This window comes from Paenibacillus residui (genome assembly GCF_042677205.1).
Classification (GTDB): Bacteria; Bacillota; Bacilli; order Paenibacillales; family NBRC-103111; genus Paenibacillus_L; species Paenibacillus_L residui.
Genome location: NZ_JBHTIU010000100.1, coordinates 40,754 through 65,406, shown reverse-complemented (window position 1 = coordinate 65,406; position 24,653 = coordinate 40,754). Strand labels below are relative to the sequence as shown.

Genomic DNA, 24,653 nt, shown 5'->3' with positions numbered 1-24,653 from the left:
ATGGTTTGCTGGTTTACCCAGCTACATCAAGGCCTATCTGCCGAATTTAAGCTGCGAAAGTTGAGTTTTCATCTATACCTGTTCTCATATTTCATCGGTAAACGCGCCCGTCCTAAGGACGGCGATAGCCGTTTATCCTTGGGTTGTAAGTCCGGGGATTCCCCGAGAAATCCCGGAATAAGCTTCGAAGGCATATCGGTTGTTTTCGATTGTATGAAAATAAAAGAAGGAGGCTGCATCATGGCAGAGCCGAACAAAACCTTTTACATTACAACACCGATTTATTACCCTAGCGACAAGCTCCATATTGGTCACGCCTATACGACCGTGGCCGGAGACGCCATGGCCCGTTACAAGAGGCAGCGCGGGTATGATGTCATGTATTTGACAGGCACCGACGAGCATGGGCAGAAAATTGAAACGAAAGCGAAGGAGAAGGGGGTCGCCCCGCAGCAGTTCGTCGACGACATTGTCGCGGGCATTAAGGAGCTTTGGGCCAAGCTGGATATTTCCTATGATGATTTCATTCGCACGACGGAAGAAAGACACAAGGAACCGGTAGCCCGCATTTTTCAGCAGCTGCTCGATCAGGGAGATATTTATTTGGGCACGTATGAAGGCTGGTATTGTACTCCGTGCGAATCGTTCATTCTGGAACGGGAGCTTGTCGACGGTCATTGTCCGGATTGCGGCCGCCCGGTAGAGAAAGTGAAGGAGCAAAACTATTTCTTCCGGATGAGCAAGTATGCGGACCGTCTTCTGAAGTATTATGAAGAGAATCCGGATTTCATCCAGCCGGAATCCCGGCGCAATGAGATGATCAACAATTTCATCAAGCCGGGTCTCGAAGATTTGGCGGTTTCGCGCAGCACATTCGACTGGGGCATCCGGATTCCGAACGATCCGAAGCACGTCATCTATGTTTGGATCGACGCCTTGTCGAATTACATCACTGCTCTTGGCTACAAGTCCGAAGACGAATCCAAATACGAACGGTACTGGCCGGCGGATGTTCATCTGGTCGGCAAGGAAATCGTCCGCTTCCATACGATCTACTGGCCGATTATGCTGATGGCTCTAGGTCTGCCGCTGCCCAAGAAGGTATTCGCTCACGGCTGGCTGCTGATGAAGGACGGCAAAATGTCCAAGTCCAAAGGCAATGTCGTCGACCCGGTGACCCTGATCGACCGCTATGGCTTGGATGCCTTGCGCTATTATTTGCTGCGTGAGGTGCCTTTCGGCTCCGACGGCACCTTCACTCCGGAAAATTTCGTAGAAAGAATCAATTTCGATCTGGCTAACGATTTGGGTAATCTGCTGAATCGGACTGTGGCCATGATCGACAAATATTTCGACGGAGAAATTCCCGCCCTCGTTCCCGATGCGACCCCGTATGATGCGGATCTGCAGAGGACGGCCCGCACGGCTGTAGAGAAAACGGAGGAAGCGATGGAGAAGATGGAGTTTTCCGTCGCGCTGACCGCGATTTGGCAGTTGATCAGCCGCACGAACAAATATATTGACGAAACCCAGCCTTGGGTGCTGCATAAGGATGAGAGCCGTCACGTTGAGCTTGGATCCGTCATGTATCATCTGGCCGAATCTCTGCGAATCGTATCGGTATTGCTGCAGCCTTTCATGACGCAGACCCCGGCCAAGATATGGAGGCAGCTGGGAATCGAAGCCGGAGACCTGACGGCCTGGTCCAGTCTGGAACGATTCGGTGAGCTGCCGGCCGGCATTCGCGTCCGCAAGGAAGAGGCCATCTTCCCACGCCTAGAAGTGGACAAGGAAGTGGAATTTATCGTTGCCGCCATGACCGGAGGCAAGGGGGCCGAATCCGCCGCCCAGACTGCGCAGAAGGAAGCTTCATCCGCAGATGAGGAGATCGTGCGCGCTGAGGAAATTTCGATCGACGACTTTGCCAAAGTGGAGCTGCGGGTCGCAGAGGTTCTGGCGGCCGAGCCGGTCAAGAAGGCGGATAAGCTGCTCAAGCTGCAGCTTGATCTCGGCTTCGAGCAGCGCCAGGTTGTGTCGGGAATCGCCCAGTATTACAAGCCGGAGGAGCTGGTTGGGCGGAAAGTCATCTGCGTAACCAATCTCAAGCCGGTGAAGCTGCGCGGAGAACTGTCCCAGGGCATGATTCTGGCCGCCTCCAAGGGGGACCAGTTAACCCTGGCTACCGTACCCGATCATATGCCGAATGGCGCCATCGTTAAGTGACAATAAAGCCCGCTTCCAAGTTGGAGGCGGGCTTTGCGCCTTATTGTCCGGTTGACAAATCGATAAAACTGCCCGTATAATCGTACTGTAAATAAGGATGATTACGATTTACAGTCATTTATCGAGGGAGACTACAGCTAATGAGAAATCGGATTTATTGCGGCGCTTTTGCGCTTCTTATTGTTTTTGCCGCTCTGTTAGGGGGCTGCGGCGGCGGCTCTGATCTGGCCGAAGACAAGACGAATGTCGTCACCAGCTTCTACCCGCTCTATGATTTTGCTTCCAAAATCGGTGGAGACCGCGCACATGTCATCAATCTGGTTCCGGCTGGAGTGGAGCCGCACGATTGGTCACCCAAGAGCAAGGATATCCGTCTGATTAACCAAGCCGATGTGTTTGTCTATCAAGGTGCCAATTTCGAAGGCTGGGTGGAGGATTTCCTCGGCAGTATGAAGCCGGATACCGGCGTTAAGATTGTGGAGGCGAGCCAAGGGCTCGAATTGCTTCCCGGAGATCACGATCATGAGGAAGATTCCCGCCATGACGAGCATGCTGCGGACGAGGGGAAGAATAATGGAGAAGAGGATCACGAAGGCGGTCATCACGAGCACGGCGAGATGGATCCCCATGTATGGCTAAGCCCGAACAATGCCAAAGCGATGGCCGAGAAGATCAAGAACGCCCTGGTGGAGGCGGACGCCGGCAATAAGGACTATTATGAAGCCAATTATAGCAAGCTGGCTGAAGATTTGGATCGTCTTCATCAGAAGTACAAGGAAACATTGAGCGCACTGCCGAAGAAGGAAATCGTCGTTTCGCACCAGGCTTTCGGTTATTTGGCTCATGACTACGGACTGACACAGAAGGCGATTATGGGACTGGCGCCGGATGCGGAGCCGACAGCCCAGGATATGAAAGAGATCAGCCAATTTGTACGGGAAAATAACGTCAAATATATTTTCTTCGAAGAGCTGGTTTCCGACGCTTTAGCTAATACGCTGGCTAAAGATTTACAGATAGAGACGCTCGTGCTGAATCCTCTGGAAGGCTTGACGGACGAACAGCTTGCTGCAGGGGAGGACTATTTTTCCGTTATGGAGAATAATTTAGATCATTTGGTGAAAGCTTTGCAATAATGCGTTAACGGAAGAGGCGGTACAGACCTGAAGCTGCTGTAGACGTCTTTTTCGTTTTCTTCCGAAGGAGAGTTAAGGATATGGATACCCCTAGAGATGTCAGCGGGTTTGACGGAAAGTGCCACGATCCGGTAGTCAAGCTGGACCGTATTTTCTTCTCCTATGACCGCAAAGACGTGATCAGCGACTTGTCCCTGCAAATTCTGCAGAGGGATTTCGTAGGAGTTGTCGGTTCCAATGGAGCCGGGAAGACAACGCTGTTAAAAATGATCGTAGGCCTGATTAAGCCCGTCCGCGGGGAAGTAAGGCTCTTCAACGAGCCGGTCGCCAGCTTTAAGGACTGGGAAAGAATAGGCTATGTTCCGCAAAAAAATAATTTCAATCCGCTGTTTCCCGCCACCGTGAAGGAAGTTGTGATGTCCGGATTGTATGGGAGGAAGAAGCTGTTCCGAAGAATAACCAGGGACGATATCCGCAAAGTGGATGAAGCGCTTGAGGCAATGGGAATCAGCAATTTGCAGGAGCGCAAGATCGGGCAGCTGTCAGGGGGACAGCAGCAGAGAGTGTTCCTGGCCCGCGCGCTTGTCAACAATCCCGACCTGCTGATTCTGGACGAGCCGACCGTCGGCATTGATGCGGAAACGCAGGAAAGCTTCTTTCATATGATCCGTCATATGCATCAGCATCATCATATAACGTTCATCATGGTGACGCATGACTTGGATATGCTGGAATCCTATCTCGGCCATGAGCCGGTTCACAGCTCCGGTAAAATCCAGTTTTATATCAAACATACGCATAGTCCGGAAAATTGCGATGAGACCGGTCTGGCCCATACATTGACCGACTTGCGCGAACCGGTGCAACTCCGATAAGGGAAAGAGGAAAAAACGAGTGGATATTTTTTTGGAGCCTTTTTTTCAAAGAGCATTGATAGGCGGAATTCTGATCGGAATTACAGCCCCGTTAATGGGGGTGTTTCTTGTTCTGAGAAGATTGTCGATGATTGGGGATACGCTGGCGCACGTCACGATCGCCGGGGTTGCGCTCGGTTTTTTGATTAATCTTTATCCGGTTGCAGTGGGACTTGTCTTTGCGCTGCTTGCTTCCTTTGCCATCGAATGGCTGCGCAAAGCCTACAAAACCTATGCCGAACTATCGATTGCCATTATTATGTCCGGCGGTATCGCTCTGGCGACCTTCTTATTCACAATGGGCAAAGGCTTTAATGTAAAGGTGACGAGCTATCTGTTCGGAAGCATTTATACTTTGGACCAAATGGACTTATGGCTCGTTTGCATTGTAACCGTTCTTGTCGTTGCCGTTGTGCTCGTTAATTTCAAGGAATGGTTCCTTATGTTCTTCGATGAGGAAGCGGCCGCGGTCAGCGGCTTGCCGATCCGTTACTATAATATTCTGATTACCATGCTTACGGCTCTCGTTATCAGCGTGGCCATTAAAATCGTCGGGGCTCTCCTTGTTTCCTCCCTGCTGACCATCCCGGTAGCGGCCAGTCTGGCGGTGGCGAGGAGCTTTAAACATTCTGTTTTTATGGCTGTATTATTTTCCGAAACGGCCGTCATTGCCGGCTTGGTTGCGGCAGGCATCTGGAACTTGGCGCCGGGCTCCTCGGTTGTGCTATTATTGATCATGATACTGCTTGTAACCCTGCTCTTCCGGGCGGGTTCCAGAGCGAAATAGGAGCAATCAGAGGGAAGGAAAACTTCTATGGAAATCAACGTTGGAATTGCCTTGTTGGCCGGGATAGCGTCTTTTATTTCTCCTTGCTGCTTGCCGTTATATCCGTCATATTTGTCCTACATTACCGGGATTTCGGTGAGCGAGCTTAAGAGCAGCGGCAATAAAAGCCGCGTAAGGCTGCAGACATTCGTGCATTCCTTGTTTTTTGTCGTTGGCTTTTCGGTTGTATTTTATGTGTTGGGATGGGGAGCCGGAACGCTGTCCGGCTTGTTCAGCCAATATCAGGATTTGATCCGCAAGCTGGCGGCCGTTCTTATTCTGGCTATGGGATTATTTATGATCGGTATATTTCAGCCGCAATGGCTGATGAAAGAACGCAAGCTGCAGTTCAAATGGAAGCCGGCCGGTTATTTGGGCTCTTTTCTTATTGGAATAGGCTTCGCTGCAGGCTGGTCTCCCTGTGTCGGCCCGATTCTTTCGGCCATTCTTGCTTTGGCGGCTTCTGAGCCGAGCACATGGTTTGCTTTGATTACCGCTTACTCATTGGGATTCGCGCTCCCGTTTCTCATTCTCGCCTTCTTTATCGGGTCTACCCGCTGGATTCTCCGTTATTCGGCGCCCTTGATGAAGGTGGGGGGAGCTTTAATGATCGTGATGGCGGTGCTGTTATACACCGATCAACTGACTCGAATAACGATCTGGTTTAACGAATGGACGCCGGACTGGCTGCTGAAGCTGATGTAACGTAGCCTGACGGTGGTGGGTGTGCTGCAGAACTATCAAGTGAAATAATCGATAGTCGCTTCCGGGAATTTATCGAAGATTTGTTCGGTAATATGCTCCCTGAGTGCTTGGGCCTGTTCGTCGGGATATACGTACTTGCCCTGTCCCCAGCGCCCCCACTTATATTTTCGTTTCGCTTCGTCCATTTCCAGCTTTGTCTTCGGATAGCGCTTGAGAATGACGTTTTTCGCCGTTTTGGTGAACCGGTGCTGAATCAGCTCGAAGGTCAGGTCCTTGACGGCTTCGCGGGGTAAAGCTTCCTTAAGCTTCTCCAACAGATGCGCATACCCTTCTTCCCAGCCCTCATGCCAAATAATCGGGGCAATGATGAAGCCGAGCGGGTATCCTGCTTTGGCAATCTTACCGGCGGCTTCGATTCGTTCCGCGAAGGTGGAGGTTCCGGGCTCGAATTGTTTGATAACATAGTCCGCATTGACACTGAAACGGATGCGGGTATGGCCGTTATGCCTAAGATTAAGCAGCGGCTCGACATGGTGGAATTTACTGACGAAACGCAGCCGGCCGTAAGGTTCGTCCGCCATGAATTCAATCAACTCGGACAGGGAGCCGCTGATATGCTCCAGCCCTAGCGGATCGGATGTGCAGGCGGCTTCGAAGCGGGTGATTTCCGGGGCGCGTTCATCGATATATTTTTTAGCGGCCTGCAGGATTTCATCCGTATTGACATAAACGCGGATATAAGGCTTCGCCCCGAGCGTCGTCTGCAAGTAACAGTAATGGCAATGAGCCATACAGCCGGTCGCAATCGGAATCGCATATTCCGCGGAAGGCTTGGATTGGTCGAAGGTAAGTGTTTTGCGTACTCCAACGACCAGTGTATTTTTGGCCATACGGTACTTGGCGAATTCGTTATCCCCCGGCAGATTGGTGATTCGGTTATGCGAAGTCGTCATCCGGATAGGAAGCCCTTCCTTCTTGGCCCATTCCATAATCCGGACTCCTTTGGGATAATTCAAAGCGTTCGGTTCGAAATAGACCAATTCCGGAATGAAAACTTTAGTGCTTCGCGGCGGGCGGGCCGTTTGAACAGACATAGGCGGGTTCGAGGCTCCTTTCTAAATGGTATGGATGGTTCTATCCGTTAGAATTCGTAAGAGATCCCTGTTTCACACATGGGAATAAACAACTGATGGTTGTTTTTATGGTAAACTTGCTTTACTTAGTCCAAATGGTATATCATACATACAGTACTATTGAGCGGTTTAGTTGTGGTTAAACTGGCAAGGAGGGGTTCGGATGGCCACACCGAGTATGGAAGATTATTTGGAACGCATTTATAAATTAATCGATGAGAAGGGCTATGCCCGTGTATCCGATATTGCAGAAGGTCTGGCTGTTCATCCTTCCTCTGTAACTAAAATGATCCAAAAACTCGATAAAGACAGCTACCTAGTCTACGAGAAATATCGTGGACTTATTTTAACACCCAAGGGCAAGAAGATGGGTAAAAGATTGGTAGAACGGCATCACCTGCTGGAGCAATTTCTTGAGGTCATTGGTGTACAGGAAGAAAATATCTACGCGGATGTAGAAGGAATCGAGCATCATTTAAGCTGGGATTCTATTACATGCATTGAAGTGCTGGTAGAGTATTTCAACCGGCATCCCGAAGCGTCGGAGCAGCTTAAACAGCTTCGGGCCGAGATGGAAGCCGAATAGAATAACAAGAAGAAGAGGACCTGCGGGTCCTTTTTTTGTTTACTTGGAGCGAAAGACAAAGCGGTTCTCGGAATTTGTCTGTCCGTACCCCGGCGCCAACCGCTTTCCTTCATGAACGAGTCCATTGCAGCGGTTCTAGGGACATCTCCCGTCGTCATACATATACAACGACTCGTATTCATACGGATTCGGCAGACGGGGGAGGCGGAGCGATGAAGGTCAATGCCGTTTTTGAAGGCGGTGGAGTGAAGGCTATAGGATTGGCAGGGGCGGTCAGCGAGGCGGAGAGAAGAGGGGTTACCTTCCACCAGTTGGCGGGAACGTCGTCAGGATCCATAGTAGCTGCCTTATTGGCTGCGGGCTATAAAGGGGAAGAAATGAAGCAAATCATTCAGAGCACTCCCTTTATATCCTTTCTGAAAAAAAGCTGGCTCCATCAAATAAGGTGGATTGGTCCGGCCATCCGGCTGTTCGTTAAAAAAGGGCTATATTCCGGCGAGGAGCTGGAATACTGGATTTACAAGCTGCTGCAGGCCAAAGGAATCCGGACGTTCGCGGATCTGCCTTATAACCGGCTGAAAATCATTGCCTCCGACATTTCCCTCGGGAGATTGCTCGTCCTTCCCGACGATATTTCCCGTTACGGAATCGATCCTCACAAATTTACTGTGGCCAAAGCGATTCGCATGAGCACCAGCATTCCTTATTTTTTCGATCCGGTCATTATCCGCAAGAGATATCCCCGCAAGAAGAAGGAAAAATTTACAGATCAATTTGTTTACATAGTGGACGGAGGATTGTTGAGTAATTTCCCCCTATGGTTATTCGATGCTCATGAAGCGGAACCGGGGGAGAAGATTTTGCCGACATTGGGATTTCAGCTCGTAGGCCGGGGAAGCAACGAGCCTAACCGGATTATCGGCCCTCTTAGCATGCTGCAAGCTCTGTTCTCGACCATGATGGATGCACATGATGAAAGATTCATCGAAGAACACAAGTCTTTTCGCACTATTAAAATTCCGACATTGGGCATTCATACGACCGAATTTGATCTGTCCAAAGAGAAAAGCATGGAGCTGTATGAATCCGGCAGGAAGGCCGCGGCCAAATTTTTCGATAAATGGTCGTACGAGGATTACCTGGCCAAATGCAAAAAGACGGACGTAGCCGCAATGGCAGTCGTCCGTCAGTGATACCGGGGCGGCTCGTCTTCATCCCCGGAATTATTCTTGTTTCCTTCAATGACCCGGAAGCGAGCCCGTTTTCTCTGTGCGGGTCCGCTCCTCCCCGTCCGCTGCTTGGGCTTGGGCCGGGAATAAGAAGAGGAGGACGTGAACAGGCGGCGAAGGCGGGCCGGAGGGAATTTATACAGCAGAAAAATCGCTCCGAAGATAATGACCGGGAGCAGGAAGGTGCCCGGCGATTTGACCAAATTATATAATATACCAATGGCGATCAGTGTTAGTACGATATAAACCGCAGTCGGATATCGTCTTCTCATGGACGGCCTCCTTAGGGAACAAGGGATTTTTTGCCGAAATCGGAATCCAGTTCTCTCATGCGGTTGAACGAAGCGATCGACACCTCGACCTGGTCGTCTGTAGGCTGTTTGGTTGTCAGCATCTGAAGCCAAAGCCCCGGATAGCCCAAGTATTTAAGCACAGGGGTATCCCGCAGCAGGTTGGTGAAGCGCAGAGCTTCATAAGATACGCCGATTACGACCGGCAGAAGAACGATCCGCTGCCAGATTCTATCCCATAAGTTATCGTATGGCACGAAGGAATAAATGATGACCCCGATCAGAACCGTCAGTACCATAAAGCTGCTTCCGCAGCGGTAATGCAGGGTGCTGAACTTCTGCACATTCTGGACGGTCAGCGGGACCCCCGCTTCATAAGCGCTGATCACTTTATGCTCGGCCCCGTGATATTGGAACAGTCTCTTAATCAGCGGTGTTAAAGAAATAATATAAATATAGCCGACGAGGAAAATGATTTTGATCAGGCCTTCAATCAGATTGTGCAAAATTTGGTTCTCGAATCGATCTTTAAAAATGATGTGTTCCACAAAGGCAGGGACAACGGTGAAAATAAGCTTGCCGAAAATAAAGGAAAGCACTCCGACTACGGCTACCCCGAGTACCAGCGTCAGCTTGCCCATCATTGACGATTCTTCCTGCTTGACTTCCTCGCCTTCCTCCTCGGCAAATACCTCTGCGGAAAAATTAAGATGGCGGGAGCCGTTAGCGGTAGATTCCACAATAGCGACAAGTCCCCTCAGGAAGGGAATTTTCTTGAGTATGCGAACCCATTCCTTACCGCTTTTACGAGGAACCTCCAGAAACGAGATTTCCTTGTCCTTGCGGCGCACGGCCGTAACATGGACGGACTTACCGGCAAACATAACCCCTTCGATTACCGCCTGTCCGCCATAGATGTTGTTCTGAGACAATAAGTTCACCTTCTCAACATTAATCTTTTTCTTTATTTTAACGAAAACGGGTACGGAATGCCAATGATTTACGCAATCATATAATGGATATACTATCGGAAGCATGCCAACCATCGACCTTATAAGTCTTTCCAAGTTTTTTCAACAACTCATAGACCCCCGCGAAAATCAAAAAGTATTCTCAAACCGGGGAAACTTATGGTAAAATGGCTACGTTATCAAGCCAAACTATCCAGGTGATCTGATTGAAAAAAATTTTGGTGCTGCACGGTCCGAATTTAAACATGCTCGGAATTCGTGAACCCGGCGTCTACGGCACAACTTCATTGCCGGACATAGAGCGCAACCTGCAGCAGCTGGCCGGAAGGCTGTCTGTGGAATTGGAATGCTTCCAATCCAACCACGAAGGAGAGCTCATCGACCGCATCCATCAAGCGTACGGGGTTATGGACGGGATCCTCATCAACCCCGGTGCCTTCACCCATTACAGCTATGCGATCCGCGATGCGATCTCCTCGGTGCAGCTGCCGGTCGTAGAAGTGCATCTGTCGAATATCCATCAGCGCGAAGCTTTCCGTCATGTATCTGTTACTGCTCCGGTGTCTGTGGGCCAAATAACCGGATTCGGGGAATACAGCTATGAGCTTGGCCTGATGGCTTTGCACCGGCATCTTACAAAGGAAGTCAGGTGATTGCGATGAAAACGTCCAGATTGACCCGGTTAAGAGAAGCGATGGACAAAGCCGAGCTGGAAGCACTGTTTGTAACCAATGGCTATAACCGAAAATATCTTACCGGATTTACAGGAAGCTCCGGATACGTTCTTGTGACGCAGGACCGGGCTGTTCTGCTGACCGATTTTCGCTATACCGCTCAAGCGGCCGAGCAGGCCAATGACTTCGAAGTCATAGAACATCAGCGCAAGATTATGCTCTCGGTCAAGGAGATTCTGCACAAGCATGGAATCCGCAGACTCGGCTTCGAGCAGAATGACGTCACCTACGGCACGTATTTGAGTTACTCCGCCGATTTGGGTGATGTAGAGCTGGTGCCGACAGAATCGCTCGTACAGAAGCTTCGAATGATCAAGGATCAGGATGAGCTGCGAATTATGAAGGAGGCCGCCGCTTTGGCCGATGACACTTTCTCCTTCATTCAGACGAAGCTTAAGCCGGGTGTTTCCGAGAAGCAAATTGCGCTGGAGATGGAATTTTATATGCGCAGCCGGGGGGCCGCATCTTCTTCCTTCGAAACGATTGTCGCCTCCGGGGAAAGATCCGCGCTTCCTCATGGAGTCGCCAGTGATCGTTTGCTGGGAACGAATGAATATGTTAAGCTCGATTTTGGAGCCTATTACAAAGACTACTGTTCGGATTTGACCCGCACGGTCTGCCTCGGACAGCCGACAGACAAGCATAAGGAAATTTACCAGATCGTGCTGGAGGCTCAGATGCATACGCTGGCTAATCTTAAGCCGGGAATGACAGGCAAAGAAGCCGATGCGTTAGCCAGGGATATCATCAAGCGGGCAGGGTACGGCGATAACTTCGGGCACAGCACCGGCCACGGCCTTGGCATGGAGGTTCACGAAGCCCCGGGCTTGTCCTATTTGTCCGAAACCGTGTTGGAGCCTGGAATGACCGTTACGGTCGAGCCGGGCATCTATATTCCGGGCTTCGGAGGCGTCCGCATTGAGGACGATATCGTCATAACGGATACCGGAATAGAACGGTTGACATATTCGGACAAAAATTTGATCGTCATTGATTAATTTCACTCGTGAGCCCTGGGTTCACTTTCTTCAAGGAGGATAAACCATGATTTCTGTTAACGACTTTAAAACCGGATTGACAATTGAGCATGATGGAGACCTGTTCTCGGTTATCGATTTCCAGCATGTGAAACCAGGTAAAGGAGCGGCCTTCGTCCGTTCCAAATTGAAGAATATGCGCAATGGCAACATTGTGGAGAAGACATTCCGCGCCGGAGAAACTGTCGGACGGGCCCATGTGGAAAATCGTGAAACCCAATACTTATACTCTGCCGGAACGGAGCATACGTTCATGGATACGGAAACGTATGACCAGTTCAGCCTTCCTTCCTCTCGTCTGGAATGGGAGCTAAAGTTCCTCAAGGAGAATATGAGCGTTAACATTATTAGCTATCAGGGAGAAATTCTGGGCATCAGCCTTCCTAACAGCGTGGAGCTCAAGGTCGTTGAGACGGAGCCGGGGGTTAAAGGAAATACGGCAACCGGCGCTACCAAGAATGCAGTACTCGAGACCGGCTTGAACGTACAGGTTCCTCTGTTTATTAATGAAGGGGACGTGCTTCTGATCGACACCCGGGATGGCAAGTATATCTCCCGTGCCTAATCTAAGCTTCTGTGGCAAGCAGGTTTAACTAAAGCCTTCTGTCCGGAAAGGGAATTTTAATTCTTTTTCTGGATTGAAGGCTTTTTATACGTATTAATAAACCGGCTGATCGAACCTTTCTGAGGCAGGGGGATAACATCGAAAGCTATAGCAAGAGGGTGGTTAAAGAAGCAGAAGAAACAGCGTTTCTCCTTAGCGTTACTTTTAGCAAATAAAATCCTATTGGAAGGGGAGGAAGTACCTGCCGCTGAATAGAATTAAACATGGCTTTTACCCTCGATTGTTCTGCAGGAGAATTTCACAGTTTCTTGTCACAATTTGTCGGGAGTATGCTATAATAGAAAATTGTTAAATGCTTGGGTGGGGAGTGAACCAACTTGTCATTAATCGTTATGAAATTTGGCGGCAGCTCTGTTGGGGATGCCGATCGCATGAAGCGTGTCGCGGCAAGAATAGTGGATAGACAAAGACAAGGAAACCGATGTGTTGTTGTGGTATCTGCTATGGGTGACACGACGGATGATTTGATAGATTTGTCCAAACAAATAGTTTCAGGCGCTCCTCCCGCTCGTGAGATGGATATGCTGTTATCTACCGGTGAGCAGGTTTCCATGGCGCTCTTGGCTATGGCAATCCGGGAATTGGGAGAATCAGCCGTATCTTATACGGGTTGGCAGGCCGGGATGATAACGGATCCTGTTCATAGCAAAGCCCGCATTACCGATATACGCCCGGACCGGGTTATTAAATCTGTAGAAGAGGGCCATATTGTCATTGTTGCCGGCTTCCAGGGAATGACTGAAGACGGACAGATTACGACGCTCGGCCGCGGAGGTTCGGATACGACGGCGGTAGCGTTAGCCGCAGCTATTAAAGCTGATTTATGTGAAATTTACACGGATGTGGACGGAATCTACTCGACCGATCCGCGGGTAGTTAAAGTCGCCCGTAAATTAAACGAGATTTGTTATGATGAAATGCTGGAGCTGGCCAATTTGGGTGCCGCGGTGCTGCATCCGCGCGCGGTAGAATACGCCAAGCATTATCAGGTCCCGCTGGTGGTACGATCCAGCTTCTCAACTAACGAAGGTACTTATGTGAAGGAGGAAGCAGTGATGGAGCAAGGGGTTGTCGTGAAGGGCATCGCCTACGATAAGAACGTGTCCCGCATTAGCATATTGGGGGTTCCGGAGAAGGTGGGGCAGCTGGCCAAAGTATTCTCCGCTCTTGCCAAAGAAGGCATCGATGTGGATATTATCGTGCAAAGCGGAGTCAAAGACGGAGCCGCCGATTTCTCGTTCACCGTCTCTTCCTCCGACAAAGACAGAGCTATGGAAGTGATTGCTTCCATTCAGTCCGAAATCGGATTCCGCGAAGCCGTATCTGAGGTTAACCTGGTGAAGGTTTCGATCGTCGGAGCGGGAATGGTCAGCAATCCCGGAGTGGCAGCCACCATGTTTGAGACGATTTCCGAGCTGGGTGTCAGTATCAATATGGTAAGCACATCCGAAATTAAAATGTCCTGTGTCATCGATGCCGACCGGTTGAACGATGTTGTTCGCGCGCTGCACACCGCTTACGGTCTGGATACGGATGTCCAGGCATTCGTTGGCGGACCGGCGGAACGGAGATAAGGGCCTAGCCGAAACGCTCGAAAATATAATTGAAAATTTTCAATAATAGAGCGGTTATTCCGGCGGCCATCAAGGGGCCTACCGGAATACCGCGCATGAAGACGATCCCGAAGATCGATCCGATTACCAGACCCACAATAATTTGTGGGTCTATTTTTAATAGTTCAAGCCCTTTGCCGTTCATATAAGTGGCGATCGCTCCTCCGGCAAGAGCAAGAATACCCGGCCAGGACGTGAAGACGGTGGATACTTCCTTCCAGGAAATTTTCTCGCTGGCAAAAGGCACGAGAACTCCCATAGTCAGGAACAGCAGGCCTAATTCAAGCCCTCTGCGCTCGATTCCCGGCAAATAGCGGTCCAGACTGACCAGCTTGACGACTAACAGTATGCAGGCAGCCGTTGTAATAATATGGGACCGTCCGATAAGACCGATAATGATCAATGCGACGAGGATGAAATTTCCGTTCATTCAGGATTGCCCCTTGTCCAAGTGGATTCTATTTAAGTGTATGAGGGGCATGTGGAATTAGAACAGGCTTTTGAGGGAGCTAGCAGGCTGCGGACTATCCGGCAAGGCCAACAAGCATACCTTCCGCTCCTCGTCCAGCACCGGCACGACCGGCATAGCATCGACCTGACAGCAGAACAGCACATCATCCTTACAGCCCAGACGACTGAGCCTGATTCCGTTGGCGCAGCTCAGAACGATACGGGACAAGTCCCTGCTTGCCTGACGATAGCTCTGTTCCATAGCCAGGCCGAAATCGTTCATCCTTCCTTCGTCTCCCAGACCGCGCAGGATCAATCCCCCGATCAATCCCGCGCACAGACCATCCTCCAGGGAAAATTGTCCCTGGGTGCCGGAGCAGAGCAGCATGACGTCTCTTCCAGATGCTGAGGCTGCGGCTGCGCAGGCTGACGCATTAAGGAAAGAACCGATGAACACCTGCTTGGCTTTCCTCGCTTTGCTTATGGCTGACGTTCCGTTAGTGGTGGTCATGACGATTTTTCTGCCTCTTACCGCAGGTGACATATATTCGGAAGGTGAATTTCCGAGATCGAATCCGGCTATTCGCTCGCAGTTGCGTTCGCCGCCGAGCAGATCGCCCGCTTCTTTCATTTCCCAGGCTTGCTGAATAGTTTTAACCGGTATGACCGATACGCAGCCATGAGACAGCCCTGTAACGATATTGCTGGTGGCGCGCAGAACGTCAATGACAACGACTGTTTTGTCAGCCAACTCTTGTTCTGTCTTCTCGTTAAGAGTGGGAATGACCTCAATCTGCATATTCTTTTCCTCTCTATTAACTTATTCATTCACAACAACAGCGTTATTTAAGTTTATGCAGGCTGCTCACCTTGGCGAGCGGTTCGTCAATACGCCATTCGGATGCTTCATACCCCAAATTGAGAGAATCACCGGTTTTTGCTGCGGGATCGGTTTCAATATCAAACTTCTGGGCGGCGGCCGCCAGCGTGAAGGTATCCGCACGCAGCCCTCGGCGAAGCGCCTCCAGCGAGAGAACTTCCTGCGGAGCTACGTTACCCAGATTGATCGTCGGCCCCAACCGGTTAATAAGATGGACCTGCTGGGATTTCTGAGGCGCTTCCCACATGAGAATATGCTGTCCCGGAATTTGGCTTAATACCTGCTCAATCTGATCGTCCCGGCATTCCCCGTTCTCATCGAAGATTCCGACCCCGGCTCCGGATTCTCTTCCCTCGATCGTTACCAATTCCGCTCCCAGCCGGATATCCTCATTTACGGTTTCCACCAACTCAGAGGCTTCAATGGTGGAGCCCCATCCTTTTTTTCCATATTCCGTGTAGACCTTCAATCCGTGTGAAAGCGCGCAGCTAATAAGCTCATTCCTTCTCCTACGGTCCAGATCAATGATTCCATCGGATATTTCAATGGAATTAAAGCCAATTTCCTTAATCATGGCAAAATATTCATCGACCGCCCCTCCATGGACAGCGACTTCCAGAAAAGTTCCTCCGGGATAAATGTCGATTCCGAAGGCTTTGGTCATTTCCACCTTGCGGGCCAAAAGACGCTTCGGATATAAGGGCGATGTGCCGAATCCGATTTTGATCATATCGATATACGGGGCTGTCGTGGCCAGCAAATCCTCCAGCGCATGCAGTCCCAGCCCTTTGTCAATCACCATGGTTTTACCGCAGGTCCGCGGCTTCTCTAATCGGCTTCGGGTCGGATCCGATAGAAGCGGATGCCAATCCAGTGAGGTTGCTTCCATAGAAATAATCTCCTCGCGTTAAGAATTGATTCCACATGTGACCATCATATGCATTTGAAAATAGCGTTGTGCCCATCATCCTAAAAAGAGACAAGCCCGCATAGAGTAGAGTAAATGAATCAAGAAGGAAGGGGGGAGTCTATTGATTAACAAAATCGTTATGAGCATGGCTTCGCTTCGGATTATATCGGGGAGCCTGGAAATTTTGGCCGCTCTGCTTATTCTTCGGCTCAATCAGGTGGACAAAGCTCTCTTGGTCAACACGGGTCTGGCGGTCGTCGGACCGATCGTTCTATTAACTACCACGACCATTGGTTTAATAGGAATCGCAGACAAGCTGTCCTGGGGTAAATTCGCTTGGGTGATTGTCGGGGTAACCTGCATTTTTATTGGGATTTTAAAAAAGTAATCTGTCATAAATCATTCGGCCAAGCATAAGTATGTTGTAGACACTGGACAACTTGGAGGCAGCCGAAAATGCTAGAGTCCTTAAAGAACATTCTACCTCATCCATTGAAATCCGCCGTAGAGCGTCTGCCTTCTCCTATCGGCTCTCAATTGGAAGAGCTGCGAATCAGGGAGGGCAGGCCTTTAGAGATTGGGTATGGGGGCCGCTATGGTTTCGTTACCCGGGAAGGGACGGTTGCCAGTCATCCGGCGGAAGCGATGCGTCCTACGAACGAAGATTGCACGATGCTGCTCGATCTGCTGACCAATCATTCGGTATATTCCTTCGAAGAAGAGCTGAGGCGAGGGTATATTACGATTGCCGGCGGGCATAGAGTAGGCCTGGCTGGTAGAACTGTCTTGGGCCAGGGGCAGGTGAAGCTGATCCGGGACATCTCCAGCTTCAATATCCGGGTCGCCCGGGAGAAGCCGGACAGCGGTCTTCCCGTATTGCCGCTGCTGCTGGACCGGGAGCGGCGAAAGGTTCGCTCCACTCTGATTGTTTCACCGCCTCAGCACGGCAAGACGACAATCATCCGGGATTTGGCCAGATTGATCAGCGGTGGAGGGGCTTCATGGCCCCGGGAAATGGACACATTCAAAGTGGGCATCGTCGATGAGCGCTCCGAGATTGCAGCTTGCTACAAGGGGGTTCCGCGATTCGACGTCGGTCCGCGAACCGATGTGCTGGACTGCTGTCCCAAAGCGGAGGGGATGATGATGCTGATTCGTTCCATGTCGCCCGACGTGCTGATTGTGGACGAAATCGGCCGGGCCGAAGATGCACTGGCTGTTCACGAGGCGGCCCATGCAGGCATAGCGGTCATTGCCACCGCCCATGGAGCGGACCTCGCAGATATCCGCCGCCGGCCTGTTCTGAAGGAGCTTTGGGAATCCGGGGCTTTCGAACGCTATGTGCAATTGCGCAAAACAGGCTCCTCCGTTAGGGTCGAAGCGGCATACGACAGCGCCGGAAAGCGGCTTGATGCACCTGTGCCGGCCACGGGCCTGCGGAGGAAGGCGGATGCTTAAGCTGCTGGGAGGATTACTCATTATTGGTGCCGGAACGATGTTTGGCTTTTACCAATCGATGCAGCTCAGCAGACGCCCCAGGCAAATACGGGAGCTTATCCACATGCTGCAGAGACTGGAAACGGAAATTGGGTACGGCTCCACTCCTCTCTCGGATGCGCTTCTGGCTTCAAGCAAGTCTCTGTCGGAGCCTGTAGCCGTTCTGTTCCGCCGGGCCGCCGAATATTTGGACCAGCCTACGGGAATGACGACAGAGGCGTGCTGGCGCAAGGCCGTGGTCGAAGGCTGGCGGGATACCGCCATGAAAGCCGGGGAAAGAGAGGTTCTTCTGCAGCTCGGACATTCCCTTGGAATAACGGACAGAGAGGATCAGCTCAAGCATTTGCGGCTCGCCGTCAACCATCTGCTGGCGGAGGAGGAGCAGGCTGCCGAGGATCAGAGAAAGTATGCGAAAATGTGGAAAAGCCTGGGGGCGCTGGCCGGAGCTCTTATCGTTATTCTTGTTTACTAAATGGCTGGCCGCCAGCCAACGCTCGGAATGAAGAATGAGGTGCCGTCTATGAACGTGGATGTGAACGCGATATTCCAGATTGCGGGAATTGGCATCATCATTGCCATGATCCATACCGTACTCAAGCAGATGGGAAAGGAAGACATGGCTCACTGGGTCACCGTCATCGGCTTTGTCGTGGTGCTTTTCATGGTCGTCAGCATGCTGAACGATTTATTCAGGGAAATCAAGACGATATTTCTTTTTCAGTAGGTGAAGGCAGTGGAAATCATCCAAATTGTAGGGGTGGGCCTGCTTGCCACCATTCTGATTCTCGTCCTGAAGGAACAAATGCCGTTATTCGCATTCCTGCTCGCTGTTTTTACGGGGATCGTCATTTTTTTCTTCCTGCTTGGCAAAATCTCTTCGGTGATCAACGTTCTCGAGGGATTGGCACGTAATTCCGGGGTCAATCCCGTCTTTCTCAAGACGATTCTGAAGATTATCGGGATCGCCTACATAGCGGAATTCGGGGCGCAGATTGTCAGGGACGCGGGACAGGAAGCCATAGCCGCGAAGATTGAATTGTCCGGCAAAATTTTGATTATCGTCATGGCCATTCCCATCATTACTGTCATTATCGAAACCGTAGTCAAACTGCTGCCGGTTTGACGGTACGAAGCAAGCATAGGAGCTGATCGCCGATGACCCTGCGGAACAGATGGGCGTGGACGGCCCTGTGGCTGTTCATTCTTGTATTCGGCGCCTCGCTGGGAGATACTGCAGCACACGCTATGGCGGGACCGGTGGATATCATCATACGGGAGCAAGCCGAGAATTTGCCGACGGACAAGGTGGAGCAGTTCTGGAACCGGCTGATGAAAGAATACGGCGGTTATTTTCCGGAAGGCCGGACTCCCGGATTTTTCGAACAGTTAATCCCGGGCCAACAGGGCTTCAGTTTCTCGGGAGTTTTGAAAGCAATTCTTTCTTACTTCTTTCACGAAATTTTGGTTAACGGCAAGCTGATGCTGACGATCGTGATTCTCACCGTATTCAGCATGATACTGGAAACCTTGCAGAGCGCCTTCGAGAAAAATGCGGTCAGCAAGATCGCCTACGCCATCTCTTACATGGTTCTGATCGTCATCGCGATCAACAGCTTTAACGTGGCCATCGGATACGCCAAGTCGGCCATTACCGACATGATCAATTTTATGATAGCGGTCGTTCCGCTGCTGATGACGATGCTTGCATCCATGGGAAATTTGGCCACCGTGTCCATCATGCATCCGCTGATCGTCTTTATGATCCATACCATTGGGACTGCCGTCTATGTATTTATTTTCCCGCTCCTGTTCTTCTCTGTAGTGCTGCATATTGTCAGCTCATTGTCGGACAGGTACAAGGTGACCCAATTGGCGAATCTTATTCGCAAGGTCAGTATGGGGTTGTTGGGCTTTTTTGCCACCGTCTTCCTTGGAGTGGTATCGGTTCAGGGGTTTTCCGGAGGTGCTGCAGACGGAGTGACCATCCGGACGGCCAAGTATATTACCGGGAACTTCGTACCTGTCGTCGGCAAGATGTTTACTGACGCTTCCGACACCGTCATTGGCGCGTCTCTTCTGGTCAAGAATGCGATTGGCCTGGTAGGTGTGGTCATCATTGTCCTGCTGTGCGCTTTCCCCGCGGTCAAAATATTAACGTTGGCCTTCATCTACCATTTGTCCGCGGCCGTCATTCAACCGATGGGTGACAGCCCGATTGTTACCTGCCTGCAAACGATAGGGAAGAGCATGATTTATATATTCGCGGCCATGGCGGTCGTCGGGCTGATGTTCTTCCTATCGATCACGATAATGATCACGGCCGGCAATATTTCCGTCATGATGAGATAGAAGATCGGGCAGTCTTGGAGGGGAAGAGGATGCAATGGCTTAGCGGCTGGTTGAAAGAATTGATATTGCTCATCTTGATTGCCACGTTTGCGGACTTGATTCTTCCTAACAATTCTTTACAGAGATATGTTAAAACAGTCATCGGCTTGTTTCTGATTCTGGTGCTTCTCTCTCCCGTCGTTCGCTTGCTGCAAAACCAGTGGGATGCGAATCGAATGATGAGGGCGGCCGAAGCCCTGCAGACGGAATCCGGCCGCCGAGGGATTCCTTCCCTGGAATCGATCACCCGCGAGGCGGAGAAGCTGGCAGCCTCCAATGAACGGCAGGCGGTGGCCATTCTGGAAACGAGGCTGGCGGAGGAAGTGAAGAAGGATTTGATTGAGAATACAACGGAACGGGTCGAGAGTGTCCAGATAACGGCGGGACAGGATTCCGAGGGGAAGCTGACGATTGAACGAATGAATATCGTTCTTGCCCTCGTTAAGCCGAAGGACGAGTCGTCCAAGGATGCCATTCCGGCTGCCGGCGGCCGGAAGATAGACATCGAACCGGTCCGGCCTATCGAGCCCGTTGAACCGGTAAAGCCGGTCATTATCGGCCGGGATTCGCCGCCGGAAGCGGAAGGGGCGACCGGGACAAGCGGGGGAGGCCGGTCTGCGGAGCTCGAATCCAGACGGGAGACGGTTATCCGGTATTTGCATACACAGTGGCAGATTGGGCCGGGGCAAATCCATCTAACCTTTGGGGGAAGGCCGGAAGGTACTAATGGCAATCGAACGAAGGGATGACGGGCATTCCGAACGCATCCGCGGTCTCCAATAGATGAATCAACGACAGCGATTCCGAAGTCCAATATGGGCTCGTAGTGAGGTGCCGTATGGGTAAGTGGAAACAAATGATAGAACAATGGATGAGCGGCGGCCCAGGCGGGCCTAAACGGATACAAGCCCTGCGAATGCTGCTCATTATCGGATTGGCGGGAGCAGCCCTGATGATTTTGAACTCCTTCATTACGGTCAAAGAGATCGATCCGGCGAGTACCGGACCGCCGTGGCGGGAGGATGCGCAGGAGACTATCGCCTTCGGGGGAGGCGGCAAGGACCGTTCGGTCTTCCGTGAATATGAGCAGGCTTACGAATCGCAATTGAAGGATATTTTGGCGAAGGTTGTAGGAGTCGGAGAGGTCGAAGTGCTGGTTACGATTGATTCCACGGAAGAGATAACCGTTGAGAAGAATACCCAGGAGAGCCAGCAGGTCACCAACGAGAGGGACCAGAACGGTTCCACGAGAAATAACTCGGATGTCACGCGCAGCAGTAACGCCGTCATGATGCAGCAATCGGGCGGCGAACAACCGCTCGTGCTGAAATATATCAAGCCGAAAATCAGGGGGGTGATGGTGGTAGCCAATGGCGCCGAAAATGCCACAGTCAAAAAGCTGATTGTCGAAGCCGTAAGCAGAGGCCTGGATGTTCCGGCCAACCGGATCTCGGTCGTTCCGCGCAAACAATAATTGCGGCAGGGGCAACACCCACCCATACCAAAGCGCATATCAAGGAGGAATAGATCAATGAATACCAAACGGCAAACGATATGGTTAGTTTCCATGCTCAGTTTAATGGTTGTGTTATCCGCCTACTATTTGTTCACCGAGGATGTAAACAAGATGGATTTAAATGCGGGCGGCGCAGCGCTGGAGCAGGTTAATGTGGATATTCAGCAGCTTGATCAGCATCCTAAGACCGATTCGGATCAGGCGGTTTCCGGCCAGGTTCAGAAGGAGACTGCCGGGCAGCAAGAAGCCGATAAGGGAGCGATCAGCCAGTCCGATCAGCAGATCCTGGAGCAATTGGAGAGCACGGCGACTTCCGGTGCCGACTATTTCTCCGCGTTGGCTCTGAAGCGGTTGGAAAGTCTGCAGAAACGGACCGAAGAATTGATGGAGCTGGCCAATAGCAAGGAGAAGAGCAGTGAGGAAGTGGGCCAGGCCTTGGAGGAGCTTCAGCAAATTGAAATGACTAACGCTAAAGTGGAAAGCTTGGAGGAACAGCTTACGCAAGACTATAAGAGCGCCATTGTTATGGAGCAGGACAATAAGTGGAAGGTCATCGTGCAAGCGGACAAATTGGAAAAAAGCGAAGCGGTCACCATTGCCGACTTGGTAATGACAGAAATGAACATAGGTCCTGAGAAAATTCAAGTACAATACATTCCATAAAAAAAGCTCCTGACGGAGCCTCTTCGAAGACGAATAACCCGGTATTAGAGGTAGCTTTTTATGCCAATTAGAAAGTTGTTCCATTTTAATGCTTTAATGAACTTAAACTTTCTAATGTGGTAAAAAAGAATCCTGTCGAAAATTCCGTTTTCAGCGTTTTTTTCTCGCTTTTTGTCGCCGGAGCCCGGGTAAACTGGGCTCTTTCCATTTCCATCGTTTATGTTATAATTACTAACGTTGCAAGTGATGCCGCTGCCAGTCCTTCCATAAGGACAGTGTCATTTTACAAATTCCAAAGCCCTATGCTTTCGAAGCCGGTTTTTGCTTCGCAAAAACATTAAGGAGTGAACGAGTTTCATGTTTAAATTAAGTGAAATCAAGGAATTGATTCAACTGGTGGATCAGTCCTCCCTTCAGGAATTGGAGATCCAGAATGAAAATTGCAAGCTGTTCATCCGCAAGCCTTCTCCATCCAAATCGGAGACGGTCTACGTAGCTTCGGCCCCCCAGCAGCAGGTCGCAGCCACTCCACAAGCTTCGCCATTACCTCAGGCCGCTGCCGTTCAAGCGGAAGCCGAGAGCAAGGATGGCCAACAACCTGACAGGTCCCATTTACATACAATCACATCGCCTATGGTCGGCACATTCTATTCGGCTCCTTCCCCGGAAGCACCGCCATTTGTCAGTGAAGGCTCCAAGGTTAAAGAAAACACAGTGGTTTGTATTGTTGAAGCGATGAAGCTGATGAATGAAATCGAAGCCGAAGTAAACGGAGAAATAGTCGAGGTTCTTGTAGATAACGGTCAGCTCGTTGAATTCGGTCAGCCTTTGTTCCTGGTTAAACCGATATAATCAGCCATACCTTCAGGAGGAAATCGAATGAAGTTCCAAAAAATATTAATTGCAAACCGTGGTGAAATAGCTGTCCGAATCATTCGCGCTTGCCGGGAATTAGGGATTTACAGCGTGGCGGTTTATTCCGAAGCCGACCGTGATTCGCTGCATGTCAAGCTGGCGGACGAGGCCTACTGCATCGGTCCTACGCTTTCCAAGGACAGCTATCTTAATTTTACGAATCTGATGAGTGTTGCCACACTTACGGAAGCGGACGCGATTCACCCGGGCTACGGATTTCTTGCGGAGAACGCCGACTTTGCGGAAATTTGCGAGCGATGCAACATTACCTTCATAGGCCCATCGCCGGATGCGATTTCCCGGATGGGGGACAAGTCGGTAGCCAAGCAGACGATGAAGGAAGCCGGAGTCCCGGTCATCCCGGGTTCGGACGGTCTGATCGTTGAAGTGGAGGATGCTGTCCGGATAGCCCGTGAAATCGGGTATCCCGTCATTATCAAGGCCACCGCAGGCGGCGGGGGCAAGGGGATAAGGATTGCCGAGAACGAGGAATCGCTCATCCAGCAGATTACGACCGCACGTCAGGAAGCGGAGAAGGCGTTCGGAAACGCAGGCGTATATTTGGAGAAATACTTGACGGGCATGAAGCACGTTGAAATACAGATCATTGCCGACAAGTATGGGAACGTTGTTCATTTGGGCGAAAGGGATTGCTCTGTCCAGCGCAGGAGACAGAAGCTGGTGGAAGAAGCTCCATGCCCGGTATTGACGCCGGAAATTCGGGAAAGAATGGGAGAAGCGGCCGTTCGCGCCGCGAAAGCCGTTCAGTATTCGGGGGCGGGAACGCTGGAGTTTCTGCTCGGACCGGATGGAAACTTCTATTTTATGGAAATGAATACGAGAATTCAGGTGGAGCACCCGGTTACCGAAATGATCACGGGCGTCGATATCATCAAGGAAATGATTATGGTTGCACAAGGAGAAGCGCTGTCCATCTCTCAAGAGGATGTTCAAATCGACGGCTGGGCGATAGAATGCCGAATCAACGCAGAGGACCCGGACCGGAATTTCATGCCTTCGCCGGGGCAGATCGATTTCTATCTCGCACCGGGAGGATTCGGGGTCCGCGTCGACAGTGCAGCTTATCCCGGGTACATGATATCCCCCCATTACGACTCCATGATTGCCAAGCTGATCGTATGGGGCAAGACGCGGGAGGAAGCGATAGAACGAATGAAACGCGCACTGATCGAATTTGCGATTGATGGGATCAAGACGACGATTCCTTTCCATCTCAAGCTGCTGAACCATCCGAAATTTCTTAAGGGAGATTTCGATATCAAGTTTCTGGAAGAATATGATGTCAATAAGCAAGGGTAGCCTATTGGCTGTTCGAAGCAAGATGACCGGGAGAGTTCGATCTTTCGCCTGAATTTCCAAGAACCCGGCCCGAAAGAACTTGGATTGTCATA

Annotated in this window: 28 protein-coding genes; 22 read left to right on the top strand and 6 right to left on the bottom strand. The window is 50.9% G+C overall.

What is annotated here, in order from left to right; all coding sequences use genetic code 11:
* The first annotated feature begins 240 nt into the window (after positions 1–240).
* The 5 genes from metG (at position 241) to ACFQ03_RS23710 (ending at position 5,804) form a co-directional block, all read left to right on the top strand.
* On the top strand, positions 241–2,223 hold the full coding sequence (gene metG / locus ACFQ03_RS23730; protein ID WP_144935747.1) for a methionine--tRNA ligase: 1,983 nt from the start codon (positions 241–243) through the stop codon (positions 2,221–2,223).
* Positions 2,224–2,363: 140 nt separating this feature from the next.
* Entirely contained in the window at positions 2,364–3,359 is a 996-nt protein-coding gene (locus ACFQ03_RS23725) for a metal ABC transporter substrate-binding protein (RefSeq protein ID WP_150960529.1), read from the top strand.
* A gap of 80 nt (positions 3,360–3,439) precedes the next feature.
* A complete protein-coding gene (locus ACFQ03_RS23720; RefSeq protein ID WP_144935741.1) occupies positions 3,440–4,234 on the top strand; it encodes a metal ABC transporter ATP-binding protein in 795 nt (264 codons plus the stop codon).
* Positions 4,235–4,253: 19 nt separating this feature from the next.
* Entirely contained in the window at positions 4,254–5,060 is an 807-nt protein-coding gene (locus ACFQ03_RS23715; RefSeq protein ID WP_144935738.1) for a metal ABC transporter permease, read from the top strand.
* Positions 5,061–5,087: 27 nt separating this feature from the next.
* The gene (locus ACFQ03_RS23710; protein ID WP_144935735.1) at positions 5,088–5,804 is read left to right on the top strand and encodes a cytochrome c biogenesis CcdA family protein; all 717 of its coding nucleotides are present in this window, start codon (positions 5,088–5,090) and stop codon (positions 5,802–5,804) included.
* A 35-nt stretch (positions 5,805–5,839) separates the two neighbouring features.
* Here ACFQ03_RS23710 and splB read toward each other — a convergent pair whose 3' ends face one another.
* Positions 5,840–6,898 carry a spore photoproduct lyase gene (gene splB, locus ACFQ03_RS23705; protein ID WP_144935732.1) on the bottom strand — a complete coding sequence of 353 codons (1,059 nt, stop codon included), beginning with the start codon at positions 6,896–6,898 and terminating at the stop codon, positions 5,840–5,842.
* Positions 6,899–7,100: 202 nt separating this feature from the next.
* Between splB and mntR the strand changes: the two genes are divergently transcribed.
* The gene (gene mntR, locus ACFQ03_RS23700) at positions 7,101–7,523 is read left to right on the top strand and encodes a transcriptional regulator MntR (protein ID WP_144935729.1); all 423 of its coding nucleotides are present in this window, start codon (positions 7,101–7,103) and stop codon (positions 7,521–7,523) included.
* 212 nt (positions 7,524–7,735) lie between these two features.
* Positions 7,736–8,716 (top strand): patatin-like phospholipase family protein, encoded by a 981-nt coding sequence (locus ACFQ03_RS23695; protein WP_379291393.1) that lies wholly within the window; start codon positions 7,736–7,738, stop codon positions 8,714–8,716.
* Here ACFQ03_RS23695 and ACFQ03_RS23690 read toward each other — a convergent pair.
* Entirely contained in the window at positions 8,710–9,024 is a 315-nt protein-coding gene (locus ACFQ03_RS23690) for a hypothetical protein (RefSeq protein ID WP_144935724.1), read from the bottom strand. The genes ACFQ03_RS23695 and ACFQ03_RS23690 overlap by 7 nt on opposite strands.
* A gap of 11 nt (positions 9,025–9,035) precedes the next feature.
* Positions 9,036–9,926, bottom strand: a complete 891-nt coding sequence (locus ACFQ03_RS23685) for a DUF1385 domain-containing protein (protein ID WP_225312809.1) — start codon at positions 9,924–9,926, stop codon at positions 9,036–9,038.
* A 293-nt stretch (positions 9,927–10,219) separates the two neighbouring features.
* On the opposite strand from ACFQ03_RS23685, the gene aroQ reads away from it, so the two are divergent.
* The 4 genes from aroQ to ACFQ03_RS23665 all read left to right on the top strand — a co-directional run bounded on the left by aroQ (position 10,220) and on the right by ACFQ03_RS23665 (position 13,983).
* Positions 10,220–10,666, top strand: coding sequence for a type II 3-dehydroquinate dehydratase (aroQ, locus tag ACFQ03_RS23680; RefSeq protein WP_144935718.1), 447 nt, complete (start codon positions 10,220–10,222; stop codon positions 10,664–10,666).
* A gap of 5 nt (positions 10,667–10,671) precedes the next feature.
* Positions 10,672–11,745 (top strand): M24 family metallopeptidase, encoded by a 1,074-nt coding sequence (locus ACFQ03_RS23675; RefSeq protein WP_379291390.1) that lies wholly within the window; start codon positions 10,672–10,674, stop codon positions 11,743–11,745.
* Between the two features lie 46 nt (positions 11,746–11,791).
* The gene (efp, locus tag ACFQ03_RS23670) at positions 11,792–12,349 is read left to right on the top strand and encodes an elongation factor P (protein WP_144935712.1); all 558 of its coding nucleotides are present in this window, start codon (positions 11,792–11,794) and stop codon (positions 12,347–12,349) included.
* 377 nt (positions 12,350–12,726) lie between these two features.
* On the top strand, positions 12,727–13,983 hold the full coding sequence (locus ACFQ03_RS23665) for an aspartate kinase (RefSeq protein ID WP_144935710.1): 1,257 nt from the start codon (positions 12,727–12,729) through the stop codon (positions 13,981–13,983).
* A 4-nt stretch (positions 13,984–13,987) separates the two neighbouring features.
* Here ACFQ03_RS23665 and ACFQ03_RS23660 read toward each other — a convergent pair whose 3' ends face one another.
* From ACFQ03_RS23660 to ACFQ03_RS23650, 3 genes are read right to left on the bottom strand one after another with little or no spacing between them, the layout of a single operon-like run.
* The gene (locus tag ACFQ03_RS23660) at positions 13,988–14,452 is read right to left on the bottom strand and encodes a DUF441 domain-containing protein (protein ID WP_144935708.1); all 465 of its coding nucleotides are present in this window, start codon (positions 14,450–14,452) and stop codon (positions 13,988–13,990) included.
* Positions 14,453–14,509: 57 nt separating this feature from the next.
* On the bottom strand, positions 14,510–15,271 hold the full coding sequence (locus tag ACFQ03_RS23655) for a 2-phosphosulfolactate phosphatase (RefSeq protein ID WP_150960526.1): 762 nt from the start codon (positions 15,269–15,271) through the stop codon (positions 14,510–14,512).
* Between the two features lie 43 nt (positions 15,272–15,314).
* The gene (locus tag ACFQ03_RS23650; protein WP_379291387.1) at positions 15,315–16,241 is read right to left on the bottom strand and encodes a phosphosulfolactate synthase; all 927 of its coding nucleotides are present in this window, start codon (positions 16,239–16,241) and stop codon (positions 15,315–15,317) included.
* Between the two features lie 142 nt (positions 16,242–16,383).
* Between ACFQ03_RS23650 and ACFQ03_RS23645 the strand changes: the two genes are divergently transcribed.
* The 11 genes from ACFQ03_RS23645 to accC all read left to right on the top strand — a co-directional run bounded on the left by ACFQ03_RS23645 (position 16,384) and on the right by accC (position 24,561).
* A complete protein-coding gene (locus ACFQ03_RS23645; RefSeq protein ID WP_144935699.1) occupies positions 16,384–16,650 on the top strand; it encodes a YqhV family protein in 267 nt (88 codons plus the stop codon).
* A gap of 68 nt (positions 16,651–16,718) precedes the next feature.
* Entirely contained in the window at positions 16,719–17,720 is a 1,002-nt protein-coding gene (gene spoIIIAA / locus ACFQ03_RS23640) for a stage III sporulation protein AA (RefSeq protein WP_150960525.1), read from the top strand.
* Positions 17,713–18,231: a stage III sporulation protein SpoIIIAB gene (gene spoIIIAB, locus ACFQ03_RS23635; protein ID WP_150960524.1), complete on the top strand. Its 519-nt coding sequence runs from the start codon at positions 17,713–17,715 to the stop codon at positions 18,229–18,231. Before spoIIIAA ends, spoIIIAB begins: the two co-directional genes overlap by 8 nt.
* A gap of 48 nt (positions 18,232–18,279) precedes the next feature.
* A complete protein-coding gene (gene spoIIIAC / locus ACFQ03_RS23630; protein WP_144935690.1) occupies positions 18,280–18,483 on the top strand; it encodes a stage III sporulation protein AC in 204 nt (67 codons plus the stop codon).
* Positions 18,484–18,492: 9 nt separating this feature from the next.
* On the top strand, positions 18,493–18,882 hold the full coding sequence (gene spoIIIAD / locus ACFQ03_RS23625; protein WP_144935687.1) for a stage III sporulation protein AD: 390 nt from the start codon (positions 18,493–18,495) through the stop codon (positions 18,880–18,882).
* Positions 18,883–18,914: 32 nt separating this feature from the next.
* The gene (gene spoIIIAE, locus ACFQ03_RS23620; protein ID WP_144935684.1) at positions 18,915–20,108 is read left to right on the top strand and encodes a stage III sporulation protein AE; all 1,194 of its coding nucleotides are present in this window, start codon (positions 18,915–18,917) and stop codon (positions 20,106–20,108) included.
* A gap of 29 nt (positions 20,109–20,137) precedes the next feature.
* A complete protein-coding gene (gene spoIIIAF / locus ACFQ03_RS23615; protein ID WP_144935681.1) occupies positions 20,138–20,896 on the top strand; it encodes a stage III sporulation protein AF in 759 nt (252 codons plus the stop codon).
* A gap of 89 nt (positions 20,897–20,985) precedes the next feature.
* Complete coding sequence (gene spoIIIAG, locus ACFQ03_RS23610; protein ID WP_144935678.1) at positions 20,986–21,621, top strand: stage III sporulation protein AG; 636 nt, start codon at positions 20,986–20,988, stop codon at positions 21,619–21,621.
* A 57-nt stretch (positions 21,622–21,678) separates the two neighbouring features.
* Positions 21,679–22,326: a SpoIIIAH-like family protein gene (locus ACFQ03_RS23605; RefSeq protein WP_379291382.1), complete on the top strand. Its 648-nt coding sequence runs from the start codon at positions 21,679–21,681 to the stop codon at positions 22,324–22,326.
* A gap of 357 nt (positions 22,327–22,683) precedes the next feature.
* Entirely contained in the window at positions 22,684–23,178 is a 495-nt protein-coding gene (gene accB, locus ACFQ03_RS23600) for an acetyl-CoA carboxylase biotin carboxyl carrier protein (protein WP_144935671.1), read from the top strand.
* A gap of 27 nt (positions 23,179–23,205) precedes the next feature.
* The gene (gene accC / locus ACFQ03_RS23595) at positions 23,206–24,561 is read left to right on the top strand and encodes an acetyl-CoA carboxylase biotin carboxylase subunit (protein ID WP_144935668.1); all 1,356 of its coding nucleotides are present in this window, start codon (positions 23,206–23,208) and stop codon (positions 24,559–24,561) included.
* The last annotated feature ends 92 nt before the right edge of the window (positions 24,562–24,653 follow it).

Coding starts and splice junctions, on each gene's coding strand:
- metG (WP_144935747.1), top strand. CDS start 241: ATGGCAGAGCCGAACAAAACCTTTTACATTACAACACCGATTTATTAC.
- ACFQ03_RS23725 (WP_150960529.1), top strand. CDS start 2,364: ATGAGAAATCGGATTTATTGCGGCGCTTTTGCGCTTCTTATTGTTTTT.
- ACFQ03_RS23720 (WP_144935741.1), top strand. CDS start 3,440: ATGGATACCCCTAGAGATGTCAGCGGGTTTGACGGAAAGTGCCACGAT.
- ACFQ03_RS23710 (WP_144935735.1), top strand. CDS start 5,088: ATGGAAATCAACGTTGGAATTGCCTTGTTGGCCGGGATAGCGTCTTTT.
- splB (WP_144935732.1), bottom strand. CDS start 6,898: ATGTCTGTTCAAACGGCCCGCCCGCCGCGAAGCACTAAAGTTTTCATT.
- mntR (WP_144935729.1), top strand. CDS start 7,101: ATGGCCACACCGAGTATGGAAGATTATTTGGAACGCATTTATAAATTA.
- ACFQ03_RS23695 (WP_379291393.1), top strand. CDS start 7,736: ATGAAGGTCAATGCCGTTTTTGAAGGCGGTGGAGTGAAGGCTATAGGA.
- ACFQ03_RS23690 (WP_144935724.1), bottom strand. CDS start 9,024: ATGAGAAGACGATATCCGACTGCGGTTTATATCGTACTAACACTGATC.
- ACFQ03_RS23685 (WP_225312809.1), bottom strand. CDS start 9,926: ATGTTTGCCGGTAAGTCCGTCCATGTTACGGCCGTGCGCCGCAAGGAC.
- ACFQ03_RS23675 (WP_379291390.1), top strand. CDS start 10,672: ATGAAAACGTCCAGATTGACCCGGTTAAGAGAAGCGATGGACAAAGCC.
- efp (WP_144935712.1), top strand. CDS start 11,792: ATGATTTCTGTTAACGACTTTAAAACCGGATTGACAATTGAGCATGAT.
- ACFQ03_RS23660 (WP_144935708.1), bottom strand. CDS start 14,452: ATGAACGGAAATTTCATCCTCGTCGCATTGATCATTATCGGTCTTATC.
- ACFQ03_RS23655 (WP_150960526.1), bottom strand. CDS start 15,271: ATGCAGATTGAGGTCATTCCCACTCTTAACGAGAAGACAGAACAAGAG.
- ACFQ03_RS23650 (WP_379291387.1), bottom strand. CDS start 16,241: ATGGAAGCAACCTCACTGGATTGGCATCCGCTTCTATCGGATCCGACC.
- spoIIIAA (WP_150960525.1), top strand. CDS start 16,719: ATGCTAGAGTCCTTAAAGAACATTCTACCTCATCCATTGAAATCCGCC.
- spoIIIAB (WP_150960524.1), top strand. CDS start 17,713: ATGCTTAAGCTGCTGGGAGGATTACTCATTATTGGTGCCGGAACGATG.
- spoIIIAC (WP_144935690.1), top strand. CDS start 18,280: ATGAACGTGGATGTGAACGCGATATTCCAGATTGCGGGAATTGGCATC.
- spoIIIAE (WP_144935684.1), top strand. CDS start 18,915: ATGACCCTGCGGAACAGATGGGCGTGGACGGCCCTGTGGCTGTTCATT.
- spoIIIAF (WP_144935681.1), top strand. CDS start 20,138: ATGCAATGGCTTAGCGGCTGGTTGAAAGAATTGATATTGCTCATCTTG.
- spoIIIAG (WP_144935678.1), top strand. CDS start 20,986: ATGGGTAAGTGGAAACAAATGATAGAACAATGGATGAGCGGCGGCCCA.
- ACFQ03_RS23605 (WP_379291382.1), top strand. CDS start 21,679: ATGAATACCAAACGGCAAACGATATGGTTAGTTTCCATGCTCAGTTTA.
- accB (WP_144935671.1), top strand. CDS start 22,684: ATGTTTAAATTAAGTGAAATCAAGGAATTGATTCAACTGGTGGATCAG.
- accC (WP_144935668.1), top strand. CDS start 23,206: ATGAAGTTCCAAAAAATATTAATTGCAAACCGTGGTGAAATAGCTGTC.